Below are 25,009 nucleotides of genomic sequence, written 5' to 3' on the forward strand. Positions count from 1 at the left end.
GTGAGGCAATGTTAAGTGAAGAGTTAGAACTGTATGTTGAAAGTTGTTTTCGCCCATATAAAAAAGACAAAACATATGAAGAAAAGAAAAAAGAATTATTAGAGCTGCTTGGAAATGTTAAATTAAAACTCGAAAATGATGGATTAAAAGATGCAGAGGTTCAGGATATGCTTATTGAAAAGCTGAAATCAGGCGAAATAAGCATTGATAATCATACATTAGTAATTGATGATCATAACCGCGTAGAGCACGTGAAAAAAATATTTGTTAATGCTGATTTAGAATGGTTAACATTTATAAATGTTAAATATAAGTTGTGCGATTTTAAGGGACTATCGATTGTACAAAAAGTAATGAGTCATTCATATTTTAATGGGTGTTATCTGAGAAAAGTTAATATTAGCCATTCTAAAATTTCCTCAACTACCTTTGAAAAGAGTGATTTGACTCAATCTCATTTTGAACATTGTGAGATAACGAATTCATCCTTATATGGCTGTCATATACCCAACATTAGTATGGATGAATCATCTTTAATCAATGTTTTATTTGAAAATTGTTATTTTAAAAACATTTCTTTTGAGAATTCTAAATTAATCAATGTTAATTTTAAATCATGTACGATTAAAAAATTAAACTTTATTGGAGTGACAATGGATAAAATGACTTATCATATTTTAGAAGGAGAAGGGGCAGATTTAAGCGGTGTGGAAGTAATCGATATTTAATACAGCAGGGGCTATTGAGAAAAATCTCAATAGCCTTTTATTTTTGTTTTATTCACTATCTCTTGCTGCCCCATTAACATGATATGAAAGTTTAATGCAAGGTTTTCGTTAAGCAAAATAAATGTGGAGAACTTCTATTTTCAAATAAAAGATGCCCACCCACCCAGCTAAGTCTTCTTTGCTAGGTGGGCGAGCGATCTTTTCAATGATATGTCGAAAAACTAAAGTTGATTAGAAAGTTGAAGAACTTGAGATGATTGTTGTGCAAGTGCAGCGCGCAGCCATTGGTTCGAATAGATGTTGACCTTCCCCATGTACCTTAGCGGCCAAAGCAGTTGGGATTGTAATTTTAGTCATCTTTAGACCTCCTTATTTAAAATTTATCAACATAGATATGTAGTTGATATATTACATATGATGGTTCATAAGTCTTTATTTGTCAATGATTAAGTGTGAAAGTTTTATATTTTCTGAAAAGTTCGTTGATAACCCTGAAAAAGTGTGGTTTAATATGACTATGGAAAATAATACTATATTTAAAATTTTATGTATTTAAAGGGTTTATATGGTCTTAATGTTGTTTTTTTGATTGAAGGGCGGCGTTATTTTGGATCAAATATTTTGGGTATTTAGATATTAAGTTAATTAAATGTATGAAAAAAGTTGAGGTTACTATGTTATGAAGAACTCGAATAGAAGATTACTTTTTCTATTATAAGTTGATTCACTTAGATTTTAACCATTTTATCCCAATGTGATCGGGGAAGAGGGGGCTCTTTATGAGTATTCATTATGTCGGTATTAGAGAACCAATCAAAGCCTATTTAGAGAAGATGAAAGTTGAGTATGAATACTATCCTGCTCAAATAATCGATTTGGGCGGGGCTGTTAGTTATGACAAAGAATACTTTATAAATAATACTGATTTTCAAACGGAAACGATTATTTTATCTAATAGAAGGCATACTGTTGAGGATGAACTAGGTTCTCTTGAAAGTGAATTATTGAAAATCTATCAGAATAGCATACTTTATAGGACTTCACCGCTTGATATCAATATAGAACTTTATAGAGGATGGGCAGGTGCTACTGGTAAATTAATAACTGCATTTTCTCCCGAGGGAGTTAATTGGATCAATACAAAAGATGTTGTAAAGGCATGTTTAATCCCTAAAAAAGATGTTAGGAATCGTGCTGGAAAGGCATATGATTTAACAGGACCAGAGTTAGTAAGTATGAGTAGGCTGAAGGATATTTTTGAAGAGGATTTAAATATGAAAATTGAATTATATTGTAAAAGTAAAGAAGAGGTCATATCAATATTGTCCCAGAACAATATGCCTTTAGACGTATTAGAATGGTTAGTCGGTTTTCAAGAAGCTTCTTCTTCAAAACATTTACAGCCATTTACGAACACGCTTGAACAAATAATTGGTCACCCCCCAACTCGGGCCCAATTATCTAAAATACAAATTAATTATTCTTAAAGGAGGAATAATATATGTTTGTCAAAGACCAAGAAATGACGAGGTATAAATTAGCACCACACATTACGCTAGGTAAACTAGAAGACAGTTTGATTGGTTTAAAAGCGCAAACTGTCACCAAAATTGAAGGTGACGGAATTATTGAATTTATTCAAGAAATTTCTAATTATCTCACGGAAGATAATGGGGTTTCGATTAAAGAACTAGAGGAGAATTTCGAAGTAGAGAGTGATCAATTAAAACATGTCCTCGAATTTTTAGTTACAAACGGAATGTGTGTTAAGACGGATATGAACTTTGATTTGACGGCGCTTTTGTCTTATGAAAGAGCCGGTGGACAAGTATTGGTTGAAGATATACTAGATCGTTTAAAAACAGGAATTGTTGAAGTTATTACGCGAGATCATAATCCAGTTGCTGCTGAATTTATTCGTCATTTGCAAGAGGCAGGGCTACATGTAGTGCTTAAAGGAGAATTAAATAAGCAGCCGGATATCAGGGTTGCTATTGGCAACTCTCATTTAGACCCGATTTTTGAAGAAATAAATGATCTAGCATTAGAAGACCACATACCTTGGTTGAGCATTGTGCCATATGATGGACAGACATCTTGGGTAGGTCCATTTTTCATACCACATCAATCAGCTTGTTTACATTGCTATAACCTTCGAAAGTCAGCAAACTTTTCTGACGAAGTATTGCGTTCAGACTTAATGAAAATAAAGCCTATAAATCCTGAAAAGAAACCGGTTTATCATATGCCGATTCATTTAGTTCAAATCGGAATTGCAAGTAATTTAATTTTAGAATGGCTCACACTAAAAGATTACGCACCAAGTGCAATACCAGGTGGATTTACAACAATTAATTTAGATGATAAAGGTGTCTCATTTAATCATCATCGTGTCTATAGAGTACCTAGATGCCCGAAGTGTTCCCCAGCTGCAGATACAGGTTTTCCTCAAGTTTGGTTTCATGGTGAGGTGAATAATTAATTATGGCTAATAAATGGACAACGTTAGAAGAGTCATGGGAAATACTCGACCAATTGGCAGATCCTTATGTTGGGATAGTCCGTAGAGAGTATAGAAAACTCAGAGACGTTGATGATATATGGGGTCATTCATATGGAGCGCATGGTACAGACAGCAATATTTTATTTGGGGTACCGTCTAATTCATATAATGGGGGAGGATCTGCTAATCCAGCTGCAGCCAGATTAGCAGCTATAGGTGAAACGGTGGAAAGATATAGTGCCGCTTATTTACCTTTAAACTCTGATGTTGTATGTTTTGGTACTCAAAAGGACTTAATCAATGAAGGCAAATCAGTAATTGGCTTTGATAAGTGGGAGATGTATGCTGTCACTCAATATGAAGACCCGAATTTTCCTCATGATAGATGGAATGAAGATACAAAATTATGGTGGAGAAAAGGTCATATTGCTGAAAATAATGAAGAAGTTTGGACGCCTGCTCAATTAATTCATATTGCAAACTATACTGAGTGGCCAGGAGACCCCAATATTGGTCATGCAACTAGTAATGGACTAGCTTGTGGTATTACATATCAAGAAGCGGCAATCTCAGGTTTATTTGAAACAATTGAAAGAGATGCATTTATGCTTACTTGGTACAATAAGTTAAGTTTACCGCAGATCGATATTAATACCTCACCTAGATTAAAACACTTCTATGAAAGATATATTAAACCTACTTCTCTTGATTTGCATTTAGTAGACATGAGCATTTTTTCTGGTGTTCCTACTATTTTGGCAGTGATAAGAAATCCTCATACAGATTTAGCTCCATTTGCTATTGGCGCGGCCTCTGCTCATTCAATTGAAAGAGCATGTGAGAAAGCTGCGATAGAGGGAATGTATACAAGAACTTGGGTAAAAACAGAACAACGATTAGGGAACGCCTTAGTGGATGTAGATTATCATCGAGATATTAACAGTTTTGAAGATCATATTAAACTCTATGCGGGAACAGCTATCGTGAAAGAAGCTGATTTTTTAACAGCGAGTGAGAAATTAGTGGACGTTAAAGACTATGCACAGTTTGATGATCGTTCTCCAGACATTCTATGGACTAACCTTGTCAGTCATTTATCAAAACAAGGATATCATGTGGCAACTTTTGATTTAACCAGCCCTGATATAAAAGATGCTGGTGCCTATGTCGTAAAATCAATTATTCCTGGATATAAACCGATTGACGTTCTTTATAGAGGTAGAATGTTGGGCGGAGAACGAATTTTAAAACATTCTTATCATTTAGGTTTAGTAGATAAACCTTTTAAGTTAGAAGAACTGAATCCAATTCCGCATCCATTTCCTTAATATCGTAGAAAGGTGATTAAATATATGAATAGTATTGAAAGACATGCTACTAATTTGGCTGATGTTGTGTATGGAAACGAAGCATTACGGTTTGATGATCCTTCTGAAAATTGGTTTGAGGCAACAAAAATCTATAGGGGTTCAATGGCATGGGACGCACCTGGTGTTGCAGGGCTGCTGCGATCTCAAACTTTGCAAAAGATTGCTACACATGCAAGTAAAAGATTTGATGACCTGCCTTTAATTTTACTACCTAAACCATTAAATACAAATATATCTTTAGACGATGTCATTCAGGAACGAAGAAGTGCAGATTATTTTAGCGGGGGGAGTGTTTCATTAGAACAACTCTCAACAGTTTTACAGAAGAGTTATGGATTGGTAGAGCGTAAAGAAGGACCTAGACGCCCTATACCATCTGGCGGGGCACTTTATCCTCTAGATCTATTTATTGTAGCCAACAAAGTGGATTCTTTAGACAAAGGTATTTATCATTTCGATCCGTATAGAAAAGGATTGACTAAAATGGGTGATTACTCTGAAAAAGAATTTGAGAAAATAATGTTACAAGAAGAATCCGTTCAAGATTTTGCATTTGCTGTAGTCATTTCAGCGAATTTTTGGCGTTCTCGATTTAAGTATGGACATCGTTCTTATCGCTTCGTTTTTATGGAGGCAGGACATGTCATGCAAAATATGATTTTGCTATCTACTGCACAGAAGATTAATAGCCGACCATTCGGAGGGTTTATCGATGATGAGTTAATGGAACTGATCGGTGGATTTAATGGAGTAGATGACGCTCCAATTTATACATTGATTGCGGGTACTTAAATAGATGATTTCAATGGTAGCAGCTTTAGGGATCCTCATTCACTTTTTGGGTCCCTTAAGCTCTAAAATGGTTATCAAAATCAAGAGAGATAAACCAATATCCGATCGAAAGTTAATAACATATATCACTCCTCAGAGGAGCTATGATGGATTCACGATAATCGGAGCTTCTATATGCTGTGGAGCATTTTCTCAAGAGCTCTTAGTTGAAATTTCTAATAATAAAAATGTGTATGGTATTTTATTCTTCTTTTTATTAGGTGTCCTATTACCGTCAGTTCTATGGAAATTAAAAAACAAAGTTGTTGCATTTAGAGGCAGATATGCTGTCAATGTTGATTCAATCTTTTTTCTTCCATTAACTGCTCTATCAGAAGAATTGATTTGGCGGTTCTTTCTTCCGTTATTATTACTAACAAATTCTGTGGAATCTGTGGCGGTATCGATTTGTATCAGTTCAATAGGATTTATCTTGCTGCATATACCAATAGGCGGTGTTAAGTCTATTGCTTATATGTCGCTTTTTACATTCATCACAGTTATTTCATACTTAACATTTGGTATTCTAGCAGCGATAGCATTTCATATTTCACATAATCTGTTCATTCATTTTTTTCAACCTCTCAAAATAAACAACTTCAAAACGAAACCTCCCGTATTATCTGAAACTGATTGGTGAGGCTTTTATAAAGGTGGTAAACCCTGTGATAATACTAGAAAAGATGAAAGAGCTTAAAGGAAAAAGAGCGCTGGCTCAGTCATGGTTTTTGGATCCAGAAAAAAGAAAAATAAGTTCAAATTATGATAATCGAGAAACGCCATTTACTCGATGTCTATCAGCTGAAACTTTCATTTCTTATTATCAACTAACATTCAAAAAAAAGCCTGCCTCCATTTTAGATATAGGATGTGGACAAGGGCAGATGCTTGAGTATTTATCTAAGCAATTACCTCTAGCTGATTTGACAGGAATTGATTCATCAGAGGAAGCCATACATTGTGCAAATCAATTGAATATAAAAGCTAATTTTATTTGTACAGATATCGAAAATTTTTCATCACATGCGAAAAGTTATGATGCGATTTTAATACATCTGTGTTTTGGGCTATTTGAAGATCCTGTAGCATTATTAGAACAGTTCCTTCCTTATTTATCAAATGAATCTATTATTTATATAGTTGATTTAAATCGAGATAGTATAGAAAGTGGAATGAATTCAGTTCAGAACAAAGAAGAAGAACTGTATTTATATGATCAATATCACGCCTCATTGACATTATCTGAGTTCGAGCAGTTACTCACCTATATTACCCAACCTAGAAAAGATGTAAAGTATAAGATTGGTACTTCTATAATTGGAGGATTCAGCCCATTTAGTATGGAATTTTTATCGTTAATAGGAAATGAAAATTTACAGCACACCTTAAGGCAGGTTCCAGATGAATATAGCAGTTCAGCACAGAAGACACCTTTACTTTTACATGCATGGCTGATTAAACAGTCTGGATACATTCATTCCATATAAACATGATTCTTTCTCTATGTATAATATGAAGGTTATCCGTTTAGTTTCTGCCTGCTTTTCGGGGAGTTCAATATGAATGATTTTTAAATTGCGATTCCCTAAAAATGAGAACGCGTTTCTCTGAAGTGAAGGAGAAAGGCAGTGTGATTAAAATTGAACTGCTTATTTCTTTAACGTTGAAGTACTTATCCATTAGGGGGTTTTGAGAAAGTGGAAAGTGAAGGCTGTTTACTGATACACTCTTTGCTTCTATATGAATAACCATACTGTGTCATACAAAGTTTTTTGGAATTAGAGATGACTTAGTGTAGATGTTACTTTCTTTCATAGGGAGCTCTGTTGTTCGCTCATTGTATTCAGGTGCATTATTATCAGTCCGCTCTGTTCATAGTGGCTTTCCGTTTATATATAAAGGAAGAGAGAGGTATTAATGGTACTGAACATGCTGCATTAATCGATGAGCGAGTACCTATTATAAGGAGGAACTTCATTTGCATAAAAAAATTGGATATGGTATAGTTTTTATGGAAATGCTAACGATTACCGAGACAAGAGTGGGGAAACCCGCTCTTTTGTATTGAACAGGCAATTTTTGTCTCGACATTATTCATCCGTTTTCTGCTCCCCCTGCTCACATAAAGCAGGGTTTTTATGCAGAATGATTGATAAGAGCGTTTATCGAAAGCACAAGGAGGAAGAGAATGAGCAAAAAAGTAGTGGATGTCGTAAGCGAAATGGTGCAGCCAATTTTAGATGGCTTACAGCTTGAACTCGTTGATGTTGAATTTGTCAAAGAGGGTCAAAACTGGTTCCTTCGCGTGTTTATTGACTCTGATAAAGGTGTCGATATCGAAGAGTGTGCCAAAGTGAGCGAAGCCTTGAGCGAAAAGCTTGATGAGGCAGATCCGATTAGCCAAAACTACTTTCTTGAAGTGTCCTCTCCTGGAGCGGAGCGCCCATTAAAGAAAAAAGCTGATTTTGAAAAAGCACTTGGAAAAAATGTTTTCATGAAAACATATGAACCAATTGATGGTGAAAAAGCATTTGAAGGTGAGCTTACAAGCTTTGATGGTGAGATTGCAACAGTGACAGTGAAGATCAAGACAAGAAAGAAAGAGATCAATATTCCATACGAGAAAATAGCTAACGCAAGATTAGCAGTTTCGTTCAATTAACCTTTTCATTGATATAAGGGGGAACCATAAAAATGAGTAGTGAGTTGTTAGATGCCCTGACTGTTCTTGAGAAAGAGAAGGGTATTAGTAAAGAAATTATAATTGAAGCGATAGAAGCTGCACTCATTTCTGCATATAAGCGTAATTTTAATCAAGCACAAAATGTTCGTGTTGATTTAAACCGCGAAACGGGAACGATTCGTGTGTTCGCAAGAAAAGATGTTGTAGATGAAGTGTATGATTCTCGCCTTGAAATCTCTGTAGATGATGCAGCCAATATTAACCCGAATTACATGGTTGGTGACGTCGTTGAGATTGAAGTCACACCAAAAGACTTTGGACGTATTGCAGCTCAGACAGCGAAACAAGTTGTGACGCAGCGTGTGAGAGAAGCAGAGCGTGGTGTGATCTACACTGAGTTCATCGACCGCGAGGAAGACATTATGACGGGAATCGTTCAGCGGATTGACAGTAAATTTATTTACGTGTCACTTGGCAAAATTGAAGCCCTTCTTCCTGTCAATGAACAAATGCCAAATGAAGAATACAAACCGCATGACCGCATTAAAGTGTTCATTACAAAAGTAGAAAAAACAACAAAAGGACCACAAATTTATGTGTCTAGAACACATCCAGGTCTTTTAAAGCGTTTATTTGAAATTGAAGTGCCAGAAATTTATGATGGTACTGTAGAGCTTAAATCGGTTGCTAGAGAAGCTGGGGACCGTTCTAAAATATCTGTTCGTACAGATGATCCTGATGTTGATCCAGTTGGCTCCTGTGTTGGTCCAAAGGGCCAGCGTGTACAAGCAATTGTCAACGAGCTAAAAGGCGAAAAGATTGACATTGTTCATTGGTCTAATGACCCGGTTGAATTTGTTGCCAATGCGCTGAGTCCATCAAAAGTACTTGATGTCATTGTGAATGAAGAAGACAAGGCGACAACAGTTATTGTCCCTGATTATCAGCTGTCATTAGCGATTGGTAAAAGAGGTCAAAATGCCCGCCTTGCAGCGAAGCTGACCAGCTGGAAAATCGACATTAAAAGCGAAACAGATGCAAGGGAACTCGGTATTTTCCCAAGAACTGAAGACTCTGAATCTCTTTTCTTAGAGGCTGAACCAGTAGCTGAGGAATCTGACGAATAAGAGGTGATATTAAAGGTGAAAAGCCGAAAAAAAATCCCGCTTAGAAAATGCGTCGTGACGGGAGAAATGAAACCAAAGAAAGAACTGATCCGTGTTGTTCGTTCTAAAGAAGGAGAAGTGTCTGTTGACGCTACCGGAAAAATGAACGGACGCGGAGCTTACCTTTCTCTCGATAAAGAAACTATTCTTGCGGCAAAGAACAAACGCAGTTTACAGCAGCAATTTCAGACACAGATTGACGAACACATATTTGAAGAATTACTAGAACTAGCTGAAAAGGTGAAAAAACCTAATGAATGAATCTGAATGGTATCCTTTGCTTGGTCTAGCAAATCGAGCTCGTAAAGTCGTGTCAGGAGAAGATCTGGTGATCAAAGAAATTAGACATGCGCGTGCTAAGCTGGTTCTTCTTGCAGCAGATGCCTCATCTAACACAGAGAAAAAGGTATCTGACAAATGCAAATTTTATAATGTTCCGGTTAGAAAAGTTGAAGACCGTTCCGTTCTCGGACGTTCTATTGGGAAAGAAGCTCGCGTAGTTGTCGCTGTCACTGACCAAGGCTTCGCTAAGAAGCTCATAAGCTTGCTCGATTAATTTATTTGGGGGTGAACGAATGGCTAAAGTGAGAGTATATGAATACGCAAAAGCCATAGATGTTTCAAGTAAAGATATTATAGCAGCGCTTAAGGATATGAACGTGGAAGTGAACAACCACATGGCGACGCTTGAAGACGACACTGTGAAAAAGCTAGACGCTATCTATAAAAAAGCCAAAGCAAAAGAGACAGCTAACGAGAAACCCGCAGAACAAAAAAAACAATCATCTAACAAAAACAATGATAGAAAGAAGAATGACGTGCAGAATAATCAATTTAATAAAAACAAAAAAAACAACAACCAAAATAAAAACAAAAACAAACGCGGTGGAAATAACAAACCGCAGCATCAGCAAGCTAGACCTGTGAAGCCTAAAAAAGAGCTTCCTGAAAAAATTGAATTTACAAATTCAATGACTGTCGGCCAGCTGGCTGATGAGCTTGGAAAAGAATCAGCTGAAATCATTAAAAAGCTGATGATGCTTGGTGTCATGGCAACAATCAACCAAGAACTTGATAAAGATACAGTTGAATTAATCGCTTCTGAATATGGTGTTCCAGTTGAGGAAGTCATCATTTTAGAAGAAACTGAACTTGAAAAGTATGAAGTTGAAGATAAAGAAGAAGATATGCAAGTACGCCCTCCAGTTGTAACGATCATGGGACACGTTGACCACGGGAAAACAACTCTTCTTGACAGCATTCGTAAGACAAAAGTCGTCGAAGGCGAAGCAGGTGGAATCACGCAGCATATCGGTGCATACCAAATTGAAGAAAATGGCAAAAAAATTACGTTCCTTGATACACCTGGACACGCAGCATTTACAACGATGCGTGCACGTGGTGCCGAAGTAACGGATACGACAATTCTAGTCGTTGCAGCAGATGATGGTGTCATGCCGCAAACAATTGAAGCGATTAACCATGCGAAAGCGGCAGAAGTGCCAATCATTGTCGCTGTGAACAAAATTGACAAACCAACAGCGAACCCTGACCGTGTGATGCAGGAATTAACTGAGCATGGTCTTGTACCAGAAGCTTGGGGCGGCGAAACGATTTTCGTTCCACTATCTGCGAAAACAGGTGAAGGTATTGATGAATTGATCGAAATGATCCTTCTTGTCAGTGAAGTTGCAGAACTGAAAGCCAACCCAAATCGTGCGGCAAAAGGGACTGTCATCGAGGCTGAGCTTGATAAAGGAAGAGGTTCTGTTGCAACCCTTCTTGTTCAAACAGGTACACTTCAAGTAGGTGACCCAATCGTTGTCGGAAATACATTTGGCCGTGTACGTGCAATGGTCAATGACATCGGCCGCCGCGTGAAAACAGCAGGACCATCTACACCTGTTGAAATCACTGGTTTAAACGATGTACCGAATGCAGGGGATCAGTTCCTCGTATTCAAAGATGAAAAAACAGCTCGTCAAGTCGGTGAGGCGCGTGCTTCTAAACAGCTGGACGAACAGCGTTCAGATAAAGCAAAATTATCTCTAGACGACCTATTTGAGCAAATCAAACAAGGTGACGTAAAAGATATCAACTTGATCGTGAAAGCAGACGTACAAGGCTCTGCTGAAGCATTAACAGCAGCTCTTCAAAAAATAGAAGTCGAAGGCGTAAAAGTGAAAATCATCCATACGGGTGTTGGAGCGATTACAGAATCAGACATCATTTTAGCAAGTGCTTCTAATGCCATCGTGATTGGCTTTAACGTACGTCCTGATGGAAATGCGAAGAGCACAGCTGAGACTGAGAACGTTGATATCCGCTTGCACCGCATTATTTATAAAGTCATCGATGAAATTGAAGCTGCGATGAAAGGAATGCTTGACCCTGAATATGAAGAAAAAGTCATCGGTCAAGTTGAAGTTCGTCAAACGTTCAAAGTATCTAAAATCGGTACAATTGCTGGCGGCTATGTAACTGAAGGAACGATTACAAGAGATAGCGGAATCCGCTTAATCCGTGACGGCGTCGTTATTTTTGAAGGCGAAGTTGACGTGTTAAAACGATTTAAAGATGATGTGAAAGAAGTTTCACAAGGCTATGAATGTGGTATTACCATTAAGAAATACAATGATATCCGTGAAGGTGATGTCATGGAATCATTCGTTATGCAAGAAATCGAAAGAAAATGATCGGTTATACCGAATGTGAGTGCATGATCTATGATGCATCCTCACTGAAGGAAAAACGTGCGGTTCTTCAGCGTATATTGACAAGAACGCGTCATAAATTCAATGTAACCATTGCTGAAATGGATTACCAGGATACATGGCAGCGTACATCAATTGGAATCGCCGTGATTTCCTCATCTCGGGTTCAAGTGGAAAAGGAGCTTCAGCGTGTATTAAGCTTTATCGATTCTTTTCCTGAAATTGAACGAACGATCACGAAAACTGAGTGGTTTTAATTAGAGGTGATAAGATCATGAGTATGAGAGCAACCCGTGTGGGTGAGCAAATGAAAAAAGAATTGGGTGACATCTTAGGCAGAAAGCTAAAAGATCCAAGAATCGGCTTTTTGACTGTAACCGATGTCGAAGTATCCGGTGATTTGCAAATTGCCAAAGTCTACATTTCTGTTCTTGGCGACGAGAAGAAAAGAGAGGAAACCTTAAAAGGCCTTGCAAAGGCTAAAGGGTATATCCGCTCTGAAATTGGCAATCGAATCAGACTTCGCAAAACACCAGAACTGCATTTTGAATTCGACGAATCCGTAGACTACGGAAACCGAATTGAAAGCCTGATTGCTGAATTAAACACAAAAGATCACGAATAAGACGTTGAAATAAGGATAGGCGAAGATCGTCTGTCCTTTTTCATCGTTTATGAAAGGAGAGAACGCAGATGATAAATGGTGTTCTTTTATTACATAAAGAAAGAGGCATGACCTCACACGACTGCGTGTTTAAAGTAAGAAAAATTTTACACACAAAAAAAGTCGGCCATACAGGCACCCTCGACCCAGAGGTTTCAGGTGTTCTGCCTATTTGTATCGGAAGAGCAACGAAGATTGTAGAATACTTAACAGATAAATCGAAAACATACGATGCAGAAATCACGATTGGTTTTTCTACAACAACAGAAGACCAAACAGGTGAGATCGTAGAAGAAAAAAAGGTGGAAAAACCGATCTCAGAAAAAGAAATTGATGCGGCGCTGAAGCAGTTTGAAGGAACCATTGAACAAATTCCTCCCATGTTTTCTGCTGTGAAAATTGGCGGGAAAAAGCTCTATGAGTATGCAAGAGAGGGCATCGAAATTGAGCGGCCAAGCCGAGAAATTACTATTCACCGTATTGAGCGGACTACACCTGTCACATATGAGGATGGCAGCGTGTCATTTAGGTTTACTGTTCTATGCTCAAAGGGAACGTATGTGAGGACTTTAGCGGTTGATATCGGGAAGAAACTAGGGTTTCCAGCCCACATGTCACATCTTATTCGTACGGGGTCTGGTGATTTTACACTTGATGAATGTATTACGCTGGATGAGCTGCGAGATATAAGCGAGGAAGGAACTGTAGATGAGCACCTTGTCCCGATCGAGCGTGCGCTCAATCATTTGCCGAAATGGGAGATAAATGATACATTAGCAAGTAAAGTGGAAAACGGTGCAGTCCTGCCAATGCCTGATGAATTTGCTCATTTCGCAGAGGAGGATCGTGTCGCTGTATTTGCTCCTTCAGGTCGTTGTCTGGCAATATATATGAAGCACCCGACCAAACAGAACCTGATGAAGCCGGCGAAAATCTTATCTCAGGACAAGCAATCTTAAAGAAAAGGTGACATCTCGTGAAGACTATACATATTTCACACCCACATACATTGAATCAAAAGGATCAAGTCCCGTCTGTCATGGCTTTAGGGTACTTTGACGGTGTTCACCTCGGGCATCAAAAAGTCATTGACGAAGCGAAAAGCATTGCGAAAAAAGAAGGATTGGCCTTAGCAGTCATGACCTTTCATCCGCATCCATCACATGTTTTGCAAAAGGCACGGGAACCAAAAGACTTAATTACACCGCTTGAGGATAAAATTGATTTTATCGAACAGCTGGGCGCTGACTATTTATACATCGTACAATTCAGCGAGAGCTTTGCAGCTCTATCTCCTCAAGAGTTTGTGGATCAATATTTGGATGAATTGAATGTGAAGCACGCAGTAGCGGGGTTTGATTTTACGTTTGGCCGTTTTGGTGCAGGCACAATGGAAACGTTCGATGAATACGGAAAAGGCCGTATCAATGCAACCATCGTACCTAAGCTGTCCAATCAAGACCGAAAAGTCAGTTCCACTCTCATCCGTTCCGCATTAAAAAATGGGGATGTTGAATATGTGAGCGAGCTTTTAGGAAAACCTTATCAGCTTCGCGGCATTGTCATCCATGGAGACAAACGCGGACGGACGATCGGATTTCCGACAGCTAATGTCGGCTTATCTGCTGAATACATTATTCCGCCAACAGGGGTATATGCAGTAAGAGCAGAAGTAAAAGGTAAAGTATATGACGGCGTTTGTAATGTCGGCTATAAACCAACATTTTATGAAAAACGTCCTGATCAGCCGGCCATTGAAGTAAACCTTTTTGATTTTAACGAAGAAATATATGGCCAGCCGATTAAATTACAATGGTTCAAGCGCATTCGCAGTGAACGAAAATTTAACGGAATCCAGGAGCTGACGGCTCAAATCAGTCAAGATAAAGAAGAAGCGATTCAGTTTTTTCAAGATCAGCTCAAGCAAACAAAAAAATCATAGAAAAACTGCTCTACCATTTGCAAATTCAGCATATTTTTAGTATGATTATTCCTGTAGCTTTAAAACCACTTACTTGGCAGGCCGACTTCACCGACGGTTGCGAGGTAGATGGGGCTAACATGATTTGGAGGTGAAACAGGATGGCTATTACTCAAGAGCGTAAAACGCAATTAATTAATGAGTTCAAAACACACGAATCTGATACTGGATCTCCAGAAGTTCAGATCGCTGTCCTAACAGAATCAATTAACAACTTGAACGAGCATTTACGTACTCATAAGAAAGATCACCACTCACGTCGCGGTCTTTTGAAAATGGTAGGTAGACGTCGTAATCTTCTTACGTATCTACGTAATAAAGACGTAACTCGTTACCGTGAGTTAATTAACAAACTAGGCTTACGTCGATAATCGTAAAAAGCGGGAGGATTCCCGCTTTTTTATCGTATAATCACTAATATTTTATGGTTAAAATGTTGAAAGAATGGCAAAAACCCTTCTACATACAGCTTTCACATTGATATGTGAAAATCATTTTGTTCATAATAAGAACTAACTAAAACTTTACGATAAGAGAGGAGTTTATCTCAGAATGGGACAAGAGAAACATGTCTTCACCATAGACTGGGCTGGACGTCAACTGACAGTTGAAACTGGCCAGCTTGCGAAGCAAGCAAACGGAGCGGTCCTCGTACGCTACGGAGATACGGCTGTGCTTAGCTCAGCAACAGCTTCTAAAGAACCAAAACCACTTGATTTCTTCCCGCTCACTGTGAACTACGAAGAAAGACTATACGCAGTAGGTAAAATTCCTGGCGGCTTCATTAAAAGAGAAGGCCGTCCAAGTGAAAAGGCGATCCTTGCCAGCCGCTTAATTGACAGACCAATTCGTCCGCTGTTTGCAGATGGATTTAGAAACGAAGTACAAGTCATTAGTATCGTCATGAGTGTGGATCAAGATTGCTCATCTGAAATGGCTGCAATGTTTGGCTCATCTTTAGCTTTATGTGTGTCTGACATTCCATTTGAGGGACCAATCGCCGGCGTTACAGTAGGACGAGTGGATGGAAAGCTTATCATTAACCCGAATGTGGAGCAGCTTGAACAAAGTGACATCAATCTTGTGGTTGCCGGAACAAAAGATGCGATCAACATGGTAGAAGCTGGTGCTGATGAAGTACCGGAAGAAACAATGCTTGAAGCGATCATGTACGGTCACCAGGAGATCAAACGCTTAATCGAATTCCAAGAAGAAATTGTGAAGGCAGTCGGTAAGGAAAAAATCGATATTCCTTTATATGAAGTAGATCAAACGTTAGCAGACGAAGTAAAAGCACTTGCTGAAGCTGACCTGCTGAAAGCGATTCAAGTACATGAGAAGCATGCGCGTGAGGATGCAATCAGTGCTGTGAAAAAAGCTGTAGTTGAGAAGTTTGAAGCAGAAGAACGTGACGAAGCAACGATTAAACAAGCGAAAGATGTATTAAACAAGCTTGTCAAAAACGAAGTTCGCCGTCTGATTACTGAAGAGAAAGTACGTCCAGATGGACGCGGCGTAGATCAAATCCGTCCACTTTCTTCAGAAGTAGGACTTCTGCCAAGAACGCACGGTTCAGGCCTATTTACAAGAGGACAAACACAGGCGCTCAGTATTTGTACATTAGGTGCACTTGGCGATGTGCAAATTCTTGATGGTTTAGGTGTTGAAGAATCAAAACGCTTCATGCACCATTACAACTTCCCGCAATTCAGTGTTGGTGAGACAGGTCCAATGCGCGGTCCAGGCCGTCGTGAGATCGGGCATGGTGCACTAGGTGAACGTGCACTAGAACCAGTCATTCCATCCGAAAAAGATTTCCCTTATACGGTTCGCCTCGTTTCAGAGGTATTAGAATCTAACGGATCTACTTCACAAGCAAGTATTTGCGCAAGCACACTTGCGATGATGGATGCCGGTGTTCCAATTAAAGCACCAGTTGCAGGGATTGCAATGGGACTTGTGAAATCTGGTGAATACTACACAGTGCTGACAGACATTCAAGGAATGGAAGATGCACTTGGAGATATGGACTTTAAAGTTGCAGGTACATCAAAAGGTGTAACAGCCCTTCAAATGGACATCAAAATCGATGGTCTATCAAAAGACATCTTAGAAGAGGCTCTTCAACAAGCGAAAAAAGGAAGAATGGAAATTTTAGACAGTATGCTGTCGACAATTCCTGCTTCTAGAGGAGAATTGTCTCGTTATGCACCTAAAATCTTAACGATGACAATCAATCCGGATAAAATTCGCGATGTCATTGGACCAAGCGGTAAACAAATCAATAAAATCATTGAAGATACCGGTGTGAAAATCGATATTGAACAAGATGGTACAATCTTTATTTCTTCTACAGAAGAAGATATGAACCAAAAAGCGAAGAAAATCATTGAAGATCTTGTGAGAGAAGTTGAAGTAGGACAGCTTTACCTAGGTAAAGTCAAACGCATTGAAAAATTCGGTGCCTTCCTTGAAATCTTCAGTGGAAAAGATGGACTTGTTCATATTTCTGAGCTTGCGCTTGAGCGTGTTGGCAAAGTAGAAGATGTCGTGAAACTTGGCGATGAATTACTTGTCAAAGTCACTGAAATCGATAAACAAGGCCGTGTGAACCTTTCTCGAAAAGCTGTTTTACGTGAAGAAAAGGAAAAAGAAGAAAAGCAGTCTTAATGAGATCAAATAAAATGTGTTAGAAGCCAGGTATCCGTGCCAGGCTTCTTTCTTTTCTTGCGCTAACAATAGTTCTAGCTTGTTTCTCCCCATCATAATTTGTGGTATAGGGGAGGGACAACCATTGAAAAAAACGTTACCATTCATTGTGTTTGTATTTTTACTGCTCGTGTCATATCAAACGATGAAGCAGCCGGCTGCTGTTACATATATTGAATCAATGAAAGAGCATGCCGAGGTTGCATCTGTTTCAAAAGATATTTTATATCAGGAGATTGAATCGAAGTCTTCTGACTATGAAGTAAAGGCGCAAAATGCTAAGATTGATAAAGTGTGGAAAAAGATGCCTGGCTTAAATGGACAGACAGTTGATGTCGATGTCTCTTATGAAAAAATGAAGAAACAGGGGTCATTCGATGAAAAGCTGCTTGTTTTTAATGAAACAAAACCATCTATTCATTTACATGAGCTTGGTCCAGAGCCCATTTATAAGGGACATCCAGATAAAAAAATGAATGCATTCCTCATCAACGTAGCTTGGGGTGACGAGCATTTAATCAACATGTTAAAGACGCTGGAAAAGCATCAAGTCAAGGCGACCTTTTTCTTAGAAGGCAAATGGGTGAAAAAAAGCACAGAGCTTGCTAAAAAAATCGCGGCAGATGGTCATGAAATTGGAAATCATTCATACAATCACCCAGATATGCGCACACTGACAAGAGAACGAGCATTAGAGCAGATAACGAAAACAAATCGCCAAATTGAAGAATCCCTTGGGAAGAAACCAAAATGGTTTGCGCCTCCAAGCGGCAGCTTTAAAGAAGAAACAGTCAAGCTTGCCAAACAAGAAGGCATGGAAACCATTATGTGGACAGTAGACACCATCGACTGGCAAAAACCATCCCCGGCTATTTTACAAAAGCGGGTGCTTGGGAAAATTCACAATGGGGCGATGATATTAATGCATCCAACAGATGCAACAGCGAAAAGTCTTGACGCACTTATCACTCAAATTAAAGAAAGAGGATATGAATTAGGGACGGTTTCAGACCTCCTAAGTGAAAAAAGACATCCGTGATGCGATCTGTTTGTTGAATAGGAGGAGCAAAACTTGGTCAAAACGTATACATGCCAAAACGGAGTAAGAATTGTACTCGAAAACAATCCCACTGTAAGGTCTGTCGCAATTGGCGTCTGGATTGGAACAGGCTCTAGACATGAGACACCTGAAATTAATGGAATCTCACACTTTTTAGAGCATATGTTCTTTAAAGGAACAAAGACAAGATCTGCACGTGATATCGCAGAATCCTTTGACCGCATTGGTGGTCAGGTGAATGCCTTTACATCAAAAGAATACACTTGCTACTATGCGAAGGTGCTTGATTCACATGCTGGCTACGCCCTCGATGTATTAAGCGACATGTTCTTTCACTCAGCTTTTGATGAAGAAGAGCTGAAAAAAGAAAAAAATGTGGTGTACGAAGAAATTAAAATGTATGAGGATACTCCTGATGACATCGTTCATGATTTATTAAGCAAAGCCATTTATGGTGATCATTCATTAGGATATCCAATTTTAGGAACAGAGGAAACACTCTCAACCTTTAACGGAGACTCGCTTAGAAAATACATGGATGAATTCTATACCCCGGACCGCGTCGTGATCTCAGTTGCAGGGAACGTAGATGAGACCTTTATTCGCGAGGTTGAAAAGCTGTTCGGTTCTTATGAAGGAAAAGGGAAAAAGCAGCCTGTAGAAGCTCCAGCATTTCATTATGGCAAGCTCACACGCAAAAAGGAAACGGAACAAGCGCACCTATGCCTGGGCTTTAATGGCCTTCCAGCTGGAGATAAGGGCATCTATGACTTAATCGTCTTAAATAATGTTCTTGGCGGAAGCATGAGCAGCCGATTATTCCAAGATGTAAGAGAGGACAAAGGACTTGCTTATTCCGTCTTCAGCTATCACAGTTCATTTGCAGATAATGGAATGCTGACGATTTATGGCGGAACTGGAGCGAAACAGCTAAACCTGCTCTCTGAGACCATCTTACAAACATTAGACGTCTTAAAACGTGAGGGAATCACGCAGAAAGAACTAGAGAACTCTAAGGAGCAAATGAAAGGCAACCTTATGCTCAGCCTTGAAAGCACAAACAGCAAAATGAGCCGAAACGGTAAAAATGAACTGCTCCTTGGCAAACATCGGACACTCGATGAAATTATTGATGAAATCAACAGCGTCACATTAGACGGCGTGAATAACTTATCTAAACGCATCTTTACAGAAGATTATGCGCTCTCGCTTATTAGTCCGACGGGTGATGTACCTTCTGCTTAAACAAAAAAGGCATGTCTTTTAAAGAGATGCCTTTTTTTGATACAAAAAAGATTAATCAGCTAACTTGTTTTGCAGCTGATGAACAATTTTATTGATTGTTGAAAAGTGCTCTGTCAGTAATTCCTCATCTGCAAATTGAATATCAAAAACCTCTTCTAATTCCAAAATGAGTGAAACTGCTTTAATCGAATCGAGACCGTGATTTGTTAATTCCTCATCTGCACCAATAGAAACCTTGCTGCTATCATCCAAAGAACGCAGAACCAAATCTTTTACTTGACTTGAAAGTGAAAGGACATCTGTCGTTTCATTCATCTGCAACGCTCCCTTTTACAAATTTTCTATCATTTACATAAATTAACTATATTAGAATGGAAAAACATTGTAAAGCAGTTTCGACATAAATAGGAATTGTTGATCATTCTATTCAAATGAAATATTTGGTAGAGTGAGAAGAAAAGAGACTGGAAGGATGAATCAATCCATGAATAAAACAGACCTTATGCAGCACATTCCCTTATTAAAAGAAGCGGTCAGCATAGACCACATTGATAAAGGATATTCTCGGGATGAAAAATGGGTCATGACTACGGTGTCAGGTGAAAAATATGTCCTTCGATTCACAGATCAAGACCAGTATGACAAAATAAAGATGCAGTTTGAGCTGCTTTCCGAATTAAGACGTCATGGTGTTCAGTGTGCTGATCCAGTGAATATCGGTGTTCTAGAAGCAAAACAGCAAGTGTACTATATTTTATCGTTTATAGAAGGCCAGGAAGCAAAAGAAATCATGAGTCAGTTAACTGAAGAACAGCAGTATGCTATCGGGGTAAGTGCAGGTCAGGATTTACGAAATATGCACAAATATCCGGCACCTTCACACATTGAACCTTGGGAAGATCGTGTCATTAAAAAGCATCATCGATATTTAACTGCTTACCGAGAAAGCGGTATCTCCCTTGAAGGGGATGAAAAAGTGGCTCAGTTTATAGCAAAGCACTTACATATTGTGAAAGGCAGACCTAATCAATTTCAGCACGATGATTTTCATTTAGGGAACATTATTGTCAACAATCATAAATATGCAGGTGTTATTGATTTTAACAATTTTGACTGGGGAGATCCCATTCACGATTTTTATAAAGTAGCTCTTTTCAGCAGAGAAACAAGTGAAGCTTTTTCAGCTGGTCAAATCAATGGATATTTTGATGGGAACATTCCAGATGATTTTTGGCTGCTTTACTCTGTTTATGTCGCAATGAGTATCTTTTCATCGATTATGTGGGTTATTAAATTCGATCCGGGTCAAATGGATGAGATGATTGAAAGACTAGAAAATGTGCTAAAAGAACATGATTATTTTAATCAAATAGAGCCTCAGTGGTATGCGCGTATCACTAGATAACAGTGAAATATAGGACGATTGGGCAGTGATGGAAGTCACTGCCTTTTTTGTTATAATGATGCAAATTACACATTGTCATGACTAAAAACATTTTATATAATCCAAACAAGGATCGAAAAAGATGTAAAAAAATTCCGTTTTTTGTTGAAAAAGAGCAAAAGGCTGGTGATGGATTGAAACAAATCGACAAGGATTCAAAGCAGTTATGGCGTGTTTATTTATGGACACTTTCATTCTTAAAGCCTTATACAGGTAAAGTGATTCTAGTTATTATGAGTGGTTTCGTTATTACCTTGAGCGAGCTCATCATACCTAAATTTATTCAATATTTTATTGAGACCATTTTGCCAGCAAAAGACTTTTCAAAAATGAATGGTTTATTGTTAGGACTGACTGGCTTAATTGTACTCGGTATTATACTGACAGCCGCACGAAATTTATGGCAAAGAAAATTAATTGAACAAGCCTCAAGAGATTCACAATTTGCTGCCTTCCAGCAAATCCGTCAACTTGGTTTCTCATACTACGAACAACATTCTGTTAGTGAAACACTCTCCTTTGTTAACACACAGACACGAGCTGTACAAGAAATTTACAGACGATACTTCCCACAATTTATCAATCAGATATTATTTATCGCCATCTCACTTTACTTTATGATAAACATTTCTATTTTTCTCACACTAATCATCATTCCAAGTTTTATTCTCTACTATGTCTTTGGGCCATGGCTTGAAAAAAAGGCCACGATCTACGGTAGACAAAGTGCAGAAGGTTTTCGCACGCTGCAAACAAAATTATACGAAAGTCTTGCTTCGATGGAAGAGCTTAGAATTTTAGGCTATATGAAATGGGATATGGAACGAATTCAAAAACTCCATGAAAAAGTGCGCCAAGATCATGAGAAAAATGTTTTTTTCGCCTATTTACGAGGAAGCAACCGCAGGCTGACTTATTATATTGGCGCTCTTGCCACTTTTGGTATTGGTATCCACCTTGTAAAGACTGGACAGCTAACGTCAGGTGGTTTTGTGGCATATATATTATATTATTTTTCAGCGATGCATATGCTTACTTCCATTGTCACACTTTTAACAGAACAACGAATATTAACATTTCAAATTGAACCTTTATATCATTTTATGAAAAAAACACCTGATATTAGAGAGCCTCAGCAGCCGGTGTACCTTGATCATGTAGAAGGCGATATCGTGTTTCATGACGTCAGTTTTCATTATCCAAATCATCCTCCTTTATTAAAAGAGATGAATCTACATATTCGGAAGGGTGAAAAAGTAGCGCTTGTCGGTACAAGCGGCGGAGGGAAAACATCGCTTCTTAAGTTAATTGGACGCTTTTATGATCCCTCATCCGGGATGATTACAATGAATGGAGTTGATTTGCGCCGTTTACCTACTAGTCAAATAAGAGGTGCGATGGGATTTGTTTTTCAAGAAACGTTCTTATTTAATATGAGTGTAAAGGACAATATTCGTTTTGGAGATACAAGTCTTTCAGATCAACAGATCATTGAAGCCGCAAAAAAAGCAGACTGTGATTCATTTATAAGAGAGTTAGAAAATGGATACGATACCATACTCGGGGAAAGGGGATTAAAACTTTCCGGAGGGCAAAAGCAAAAAATAGCGATTGCCAGGCTATTTGCTAAAAATCCAAGAGTTGTATTACTCGACGAAGCCACAGCATCTCTTGACAATGTCAGTGAGCAAAAAGTCCAGCATGCATTACACCAAACATTTAAGGAATCTACTGTCATTGCAGTTGCGCATCGTTTATCAACGGTCAGCCATTTTGACAGAATTATTTTTATAAAAGATGGTTGTGTGTTAGAAACTGGACCATTTCATGAATTGATGAGGAAAAAAGGGCATTTTTATCAATTGGCGTCTGACCGCTCAGAAAAGGAGGCAGGTGTAACATGAGAAAAAATTGGCTGTTTCTTTTGATCACAAGGCAAAAATGGATGCTCATCCTTGCTCTTTTACTCGTTTTGATTGAAGCAGCAGCTAATTTAGCCATGATAGGACTGCAAAAGTGGCTCATTGATGATGTTCTTTTGAATAGTGGTATCAGTCAACATTTCTCCCAGATCTTGATGCTGTTTGCCATTATATTTCTTGTATATGTTGTGATGTTTGTTGCCAGCCCATATGTGATGCATAAAAACTATCTGACCATCCATCATTCATTGCAGAAAATGATGTTAGATCAGCTTCAGCAAGTATCCATGAGATCATATAAAACTCACCCAGTTAGTTTTTATTTACACAAACTTAATCAAGATGTAAAGACAGTTGCTGTTACGGCTGCTTTACATATACCGAAAATTGTACAAACGATTTTTATGGCCATTGTTTTATCTATCATTTTGCTATCTGTGAGTTCTGTCTTATTTTTCTTGCTTCTCTTTGCAAGCGCTTGTTATTTTATTGTCGGTAAAAAAATGGCGAAAACGGCAACAAACATAGCAAAAGATGTGCAGGAGAGAAGATCAGACCTATTCGTGCATGTAGAAGAAGGCATTTCTTCTACAAGGGAAGTTGTCGCATTCGATCGACGCAAGTGGGAAATCGGTTTGTATGAAAAGCTGTTTAACAAAATGATGGATCGTGTCATGAAGGAAGGTAAGTTTCAAAACAAGCTTCTTTTTTTAACAGAGCCATTGAAATGGTTTGGGATACTATCAGTTCTAGTGTTTGGCACATATCAAGTAGCAGCAGGAAACATGTCCATCGGTTTATTTGTCGTCATTTACCAATATGCATCTCAATTAATGAAGAGTTATCAAGAGTTATTCCAGTATGTATTTGAATTTTTCCAGCAGCGTGCATCTGTTCACCGAATCGCAGAAGTGCTGCAAATGGAAAACGAAGAAAAAGGAACAAAACGAATAGATGCTGTAGAAGACGTGGTGTTTGAAGATGTTTGCTTTTCTTATGAACAAACATCTAAAGGCGCTTTAGACGGCTTGAATCTTCATATTCCAAAGGGAAGGAAAGTGGCGATTGTTGGAGCGAGCGGCAGCGGGAAATCAACGATTTCAAAGCTTACACTTGGACTTTACCGGCCAGACAGCGGGGGAATTTTAGTGAATGGGGTTGATCTATCAGAGATCAATCCATCTCATTTATTAAAGCGAATAGCCGTTGTCCCGCAAGAGCCCTATTTTTTCCCAGACACGATACGCCTGAATTTAATCATGGGATTACATGATGTGACCGAAGAACAACTTGAACAGGCTTGTGAAGTTGCACAAATTCTTTCCTTCATCAAAGGGCTTGAAAAAGGTTTTGACACAGTCATTGGAGAGAGGGGAATTTCCTTATCAGGAGGACAAAGACAGCGTTTAGCTATCGCCAGAGCGCTTTTAAAACAGGCTGATTTACTTATATTAGATGAGGCGACCTCCGCGCTAGATCGGCAGACAGAAAGGAAGGTTCAAAAAGGGATAGACGATGCCAAAGGAGGCGGCACCTTGCTTGTGATTGCACACAGATTATCGACCATACAAAATGCAGATTTAATCTATGTACTTGAAGGCGGTGCTGTTCAAAGCTGCGGTACTCATGAGGAGCTGATGGAAGCCTCCTCGCATTACCGCTCTTTATTTATGGCCCAGGTAATTACAGCGTCTTAGTCAGTTTGTTTTTAACTAAAGTGAAGAGTCGTTCTAAGGTGCGGAAGTGGTCAGGGTGTAATTCTTCGTCTTCAAAGGCAATATGAAAGGTGTCTTCTAATGAAATAACAAAAGAGACGATTTGGACAGAATTTAATCCTAAAGCTTTTAAACTATCATCTCGGCTTGGCTGCTCATTGAGAGACAACTTATTCATGACAAGCTGGACAATTTTTTCTTCAACTTCAGTTATTGTCAGTTCATTCATGTCGCGGCTCCTTTCTAAGAGATTGATATATGTTACATTTTGGTT

26 protein-coding genes are annotated in these 25,009 nt (G+C 38.6%); 23 read left to right on the plus strand and 3 right to left on the minus strand.

Translation table 11 applies throughout. From position 1 onward, the window contains the following. Positions 1-8 precede the first annotated feature (8 nt). Positions 9-728, plus strand: a complete 720-nt coding sequence (locus tag BA81_RS09865) for a pentapeptide repeat-containing protein (RefSeq protein ID WP_034281829.1) — start codon at positions 9-11, stop codon at positions 726-728. A 231-nt stretch (positions 729-959) separates the two neighbouring features. Here BA81_RS09865 and BA81_RS20155 read toward each other — a convergent pair whose 3' ends face one another. After that, the gene (locus tag BA81_RS20155; protein ID WP_080701195.1) at positions 960-1,085 is read right to left on the minus strand and encodes a plantazolicin family TOMM peptide; all 126 of its coding nucleotides are present in this window, start codon (positions 1,083-1,085) and stop codon (positions 960-962) included. Between the two features lie 422 nt (positions 1,086-1,507). Between BA81_RS20155 and BA81_RS09870 the strand changes: the two genes are divergently transcribed. The 19 genes from BA81_RS09870 to BA81_RS09960 all read left to right on the plus strand — a co-directional run bounded on the left by BA81_RS09870 (position 1,508) and on the right by BA81_RS09960 (position 19,654). Further along, positions 1,508-2,215, plus strand: coding sequence for a Rossmann-fold NAD(P)-binding domain-containing protein (locus tag BA81_RS09870; RefSeq protein ID WP_034281830.1), 708 nt, complete (start codon positions 1,508-1,510; stop codon positions 2,213-2,215). 14 nt (positions 2,216-2,229) lie between these two features. After that, positions 2,230-3,210 carry a TOMM precursor leader peptide-binding protein gene (locus BA81_RS09875; protein ID WP_034281831.1) on the plus strand — a complete coding sequence of 327 codons (981 nt, stop codon included), beginning with the start codon at positions 2,230-2,232 and terminating at the stop codon, positions 3,208-3,210. Positions 3,211-3,212: 2 nt separating this feature from the next. Further along, positions 3,213-4,559, plus strand: a complete 1,347-nt coding sequence (locus BA81_RS09880) for a YcaO-like family protein (RefSeq protein WP_034281833.1) — start codon at positions 3,213-3,215, stop codon at positions 4,557-4,559. Positions 4,560-4,583: 24 nt separating this feature from the next. After that, on the plus strand, positions 4,584-5,393 hold the full coding sequence (locus tag BA81_RS09885) for a SagB/ThcOx family dehydrogenase (protein WP_034281835.1): 810 nt from the start codon (positions 4,584-4,586) through the stop codon (positions 5,391-5,393). Between the two features lie 13 nt (positions 5,394-5,406). Next, positions 5,407-6,072 carry a CPBP family intramembrane glutamic endopeptidase gene (locus tag BA81_RS09890; RefSeq protein WP_051627338.1) on the plus strand — a complete coding sequence of 222 codons (666 nt, stop codon included), beginning with the start codon at positions 5,407-5,409 and terminating at the stop codon, positions 6,070-6,072. Positions 6,073-6,097: 25 nt separating this feature from the next. Next, complete coding sequence (locus tag BA81_RS09895; RefSeq protein ID WP_152031911.1) at positions 6,098-6,919, plus strand: class I SAM-dependent methyltransferase; 822 nt, start codon at positions 6,098-6,100, stop codon at positions 6,917-6,919. A 701-nt stretch (positions 6,920-7,620) separates the two neighbouring features. Continuing rightward, positions 7,621-8,094 carry a ribosome maturation factor RimP gene (gene rimP, locus BA81_RS09900; RefSeq protein WP_003211398.1) on the plus strand — a complete coding sequence of 158 codons (474 nt, stop codon included), beginning with the start codon at positions 7,621-7,623 and terminating at the stop codon, positions 8,092-8,094. Positions 8,095-8,126: 32 nt separating this feature from the next. Further along, positions 8,127-9,242: a transcription termination factor NusA gene (nusA, locus tag BA81_RS09905; RefSeq protein WP_024424140.1), complete on the plus strand. Its 1,116-nt coding sequence runs from the start codon at positions 8,127-8,129 to the stop codon at positions 9,240-9,242. A 15-nt stretch (positions 9,243-9,257) separates the two neighbouring features. Continuing rightward, the gene (gene rnpM, locus BA81_RS09910) at positions 9,258-9,542 is read left to right on the plus strand and encodes an RNase P modulator RnpM (protein ID WP_024424139.1); all 285 of its coding nucleotides are present in this window, start codon (positions 9,258-9,260) and stop codon (positions 9,540-9,542) included. Then, complete coding sequence (locus tag BA81_RS09915) at positions 9,535-9,837, plus strand: YlxQ family RNA-binding protein (protein WP_024424138.1); 303 nt, start codon at positions 9,535-9,537, stop codon at positions 9,835-9,837. The genes rnpM and BA81_RS09915 overlap by 8 nt, the downstream gene beginning before the upstream one ends. Before the next feature lie 19 nt (positions 9,838-9,856). Continuing rightward, positions 9,857-11,977 (plus strand): translation initiation factor IF-2, encoded by a 2,121-nt coding sequence (gene infB, locus BA81_RS09920; RefSeq protein WP_034281840.1) that lies wholly within the window; start codon positions 9,857-9,859, stop codon positions 11,975-11,977. Further along, positions 11,974-12,252 carry a DUF503 domain-containing protein gene (locus BA81_RS09925; RefSeq protein WP_024424137.1) on the plus strand — a complete coding sequence of 93 codons (279 nt, stop codon included), beginning with the start codon at positions 11,974-11,976 and terminating at the stop codon, positions 12,250-12,252. The genes infB and BA81_RS09925 overlap by 4 nt, the downstream gene beginning before the upstream one ends. A gap of 17 nt (positions 12,253-12,269) precedes the next feature. After that, positions 12,270-12,620, plus strand: coding sequence for a 30S ribosome-binding factor RbfA (gene rbfA, locus BA81_RS09930; protein WP_007499525.1), 351 nt, complete (start codon positions 12,270-12,272; stop codon positions 12,618-12,620). A gap of 68 nt (positions 12,621-12,688) precedes the next feature. Further along, the gene (gene truB / locus BA81_RS09935) at positions 12,689-13,618 is read left to right on the plus strand and encodes a tRNA pseudouridine(55) synthase TruB (RefSeq protein WP_034281842.1); all 930 of its coding nucleotides are present in this window, start codon (positions 12,689-12,691) and stop codon (positions 13,616-13,618) included. Between the two features lie 17 nt (positions 13,619-13,635). Then, the gene (gene ribF, locus BA81_RS09940; protein WP_034281843.1) at positions 13,636-14,601 is read left to right on the plus strand and encodes a bifunctional riboflavin kinase/FAD synthetase; all 966 of its coding nucleotides are present in this window, start codon (positions 13,636-13,638) and stop codon (positions 14,599-14,601) included. Between the two features lie 140 nt (positions 14,602-14,741). Beyond that, the gene (gene rpsO, locus BA81_RS09945; protein WP_008354438.1) at positions 14,742-15,011 is read left to right on the plus strand and encodes a 30S ribosomal protein S15; all 270 of its coding nucleotides are present in this window, start codon (positions 14,742-14,744) and stop codon (positions 15,009-15,011) included. A 181-nt stretch (positions 15,012-15,192) separates the two neighbouring features. After that, positions 15,193-17,310: a polyribonucleotide nucleotidyltransferase gene (gene pnp / locus BA81_RS09950; protein ID WP_024424134.1), complete on the plus strand. Its 2,118-nt coding sequence runs from the start codon at positions 15,193-15,195 to the stop codon at positions 17,308-17,310. A gap of 124 nt (positions 17,311-17,434) precedes the next feature. Then, complete coding sequence (locus tag BA81_RS09955; RefSeq protein ID WP_034281845.1) at positions 17,435-18,388, plus strand: polysaccharide deacetylase family protein; 954 nt, start codon at positions 17,435-17,437, stop codon at positions 18,386-18,388. A 33-nt stretch (positions 18,389-18,421) separates the two neighbouring features. Beyond that, entirely contained in the window at positions 18,422-19,654 is a 1,233-nt protein-coding gene (locus BA81_RS09960; protein ID WP_034281847.1) for a M16 family metallopeptidase, read from the plus strand. 51 nt (positions 19,655-19,705) lie between these two features. Here BA81_RS09960 and BA81_RS09965 read toward each other — a convergent pair whose 3' ends face one another. After that, positions 19,706-19,969, minus strand: a complete 264-nt coding sequence (locus tag BA81_RS09965; RefSeq protein ID WP_051627339.1) for an acyl carrier protein — start codon at positions 19,967-19,969, stop codon at positions 19,706-19,708. Between the two features lie 169 nt (positions 19,970-20,138). Here BA81_RS09965 and BA81_RS09970 point away from each other — a divergent pair, with 169 nt between their 5' ends. From BA81_RS09970 to BA81_RS09980, 3 genes are all read left to right on the plus strand, one after another. Then, positions 20,139-21,059 (plus strand): aminoglycoside phosphotransferase family protein, encoded by a 921-nt coding sequence (locus BA81_RS09970; RefSeq protein WP_034281964.1) that lies wholly within the window; start codon positions 20,139-20,141, stop codon positions 21,057-21,059. A 173-nt stretch (positions 21,060-21,232) separates the two neighbouring features. Next, a complete protein-coding gene (locus tag BA81_RS09975) occupies positions 21,233-23,002 on the plus strand; it encodes an ABC transporter ATP-binding protein (protein ID WP_161522981.1) in 1,770 nt (589 codons plus the stop codon). Next, positions 22,999-24,717, plus strand: coding sequence for an ABC transporter ATP-binding protein (locus BA81_RS09980; protein ID WP_034281850.1), 1,719 nt, complete (start codon positions 22,999-23,001; stop codon positions 24,715-24,717). The genes BA81_RS09975 and BA81_RS09980 overlap by 4 nt, the downstream gene beginning before the upstream one ends. Here the strand turns inward: BA81_RS09980 and BA81_RS19655 are convergent. Beyond that, positions 24,704-24,964, minus strand: coding sequence for an acyl carrier protein (locus BA81_RS19655; RefSeq protein WP_034281852.1), 261 nt, complete (start codon positions 24,962-24,964; stop codon positions 24,704-24,706). The two genes, BA81_RS09980 and BA81_RS19655, sit on opposite strands and share 14 nt — an antisense overlap. Positions 24,965-25,009: the final 45 nt, after the last annotated feature.

The organism is Bacillus safensis FO-36b (genome assembly GCF_000691165.1).
Lineage (GTDB): Bacteria > Bacillota > Bacilli > Bacillales > Bacillaceae > Bacillus > Bacillus safensis.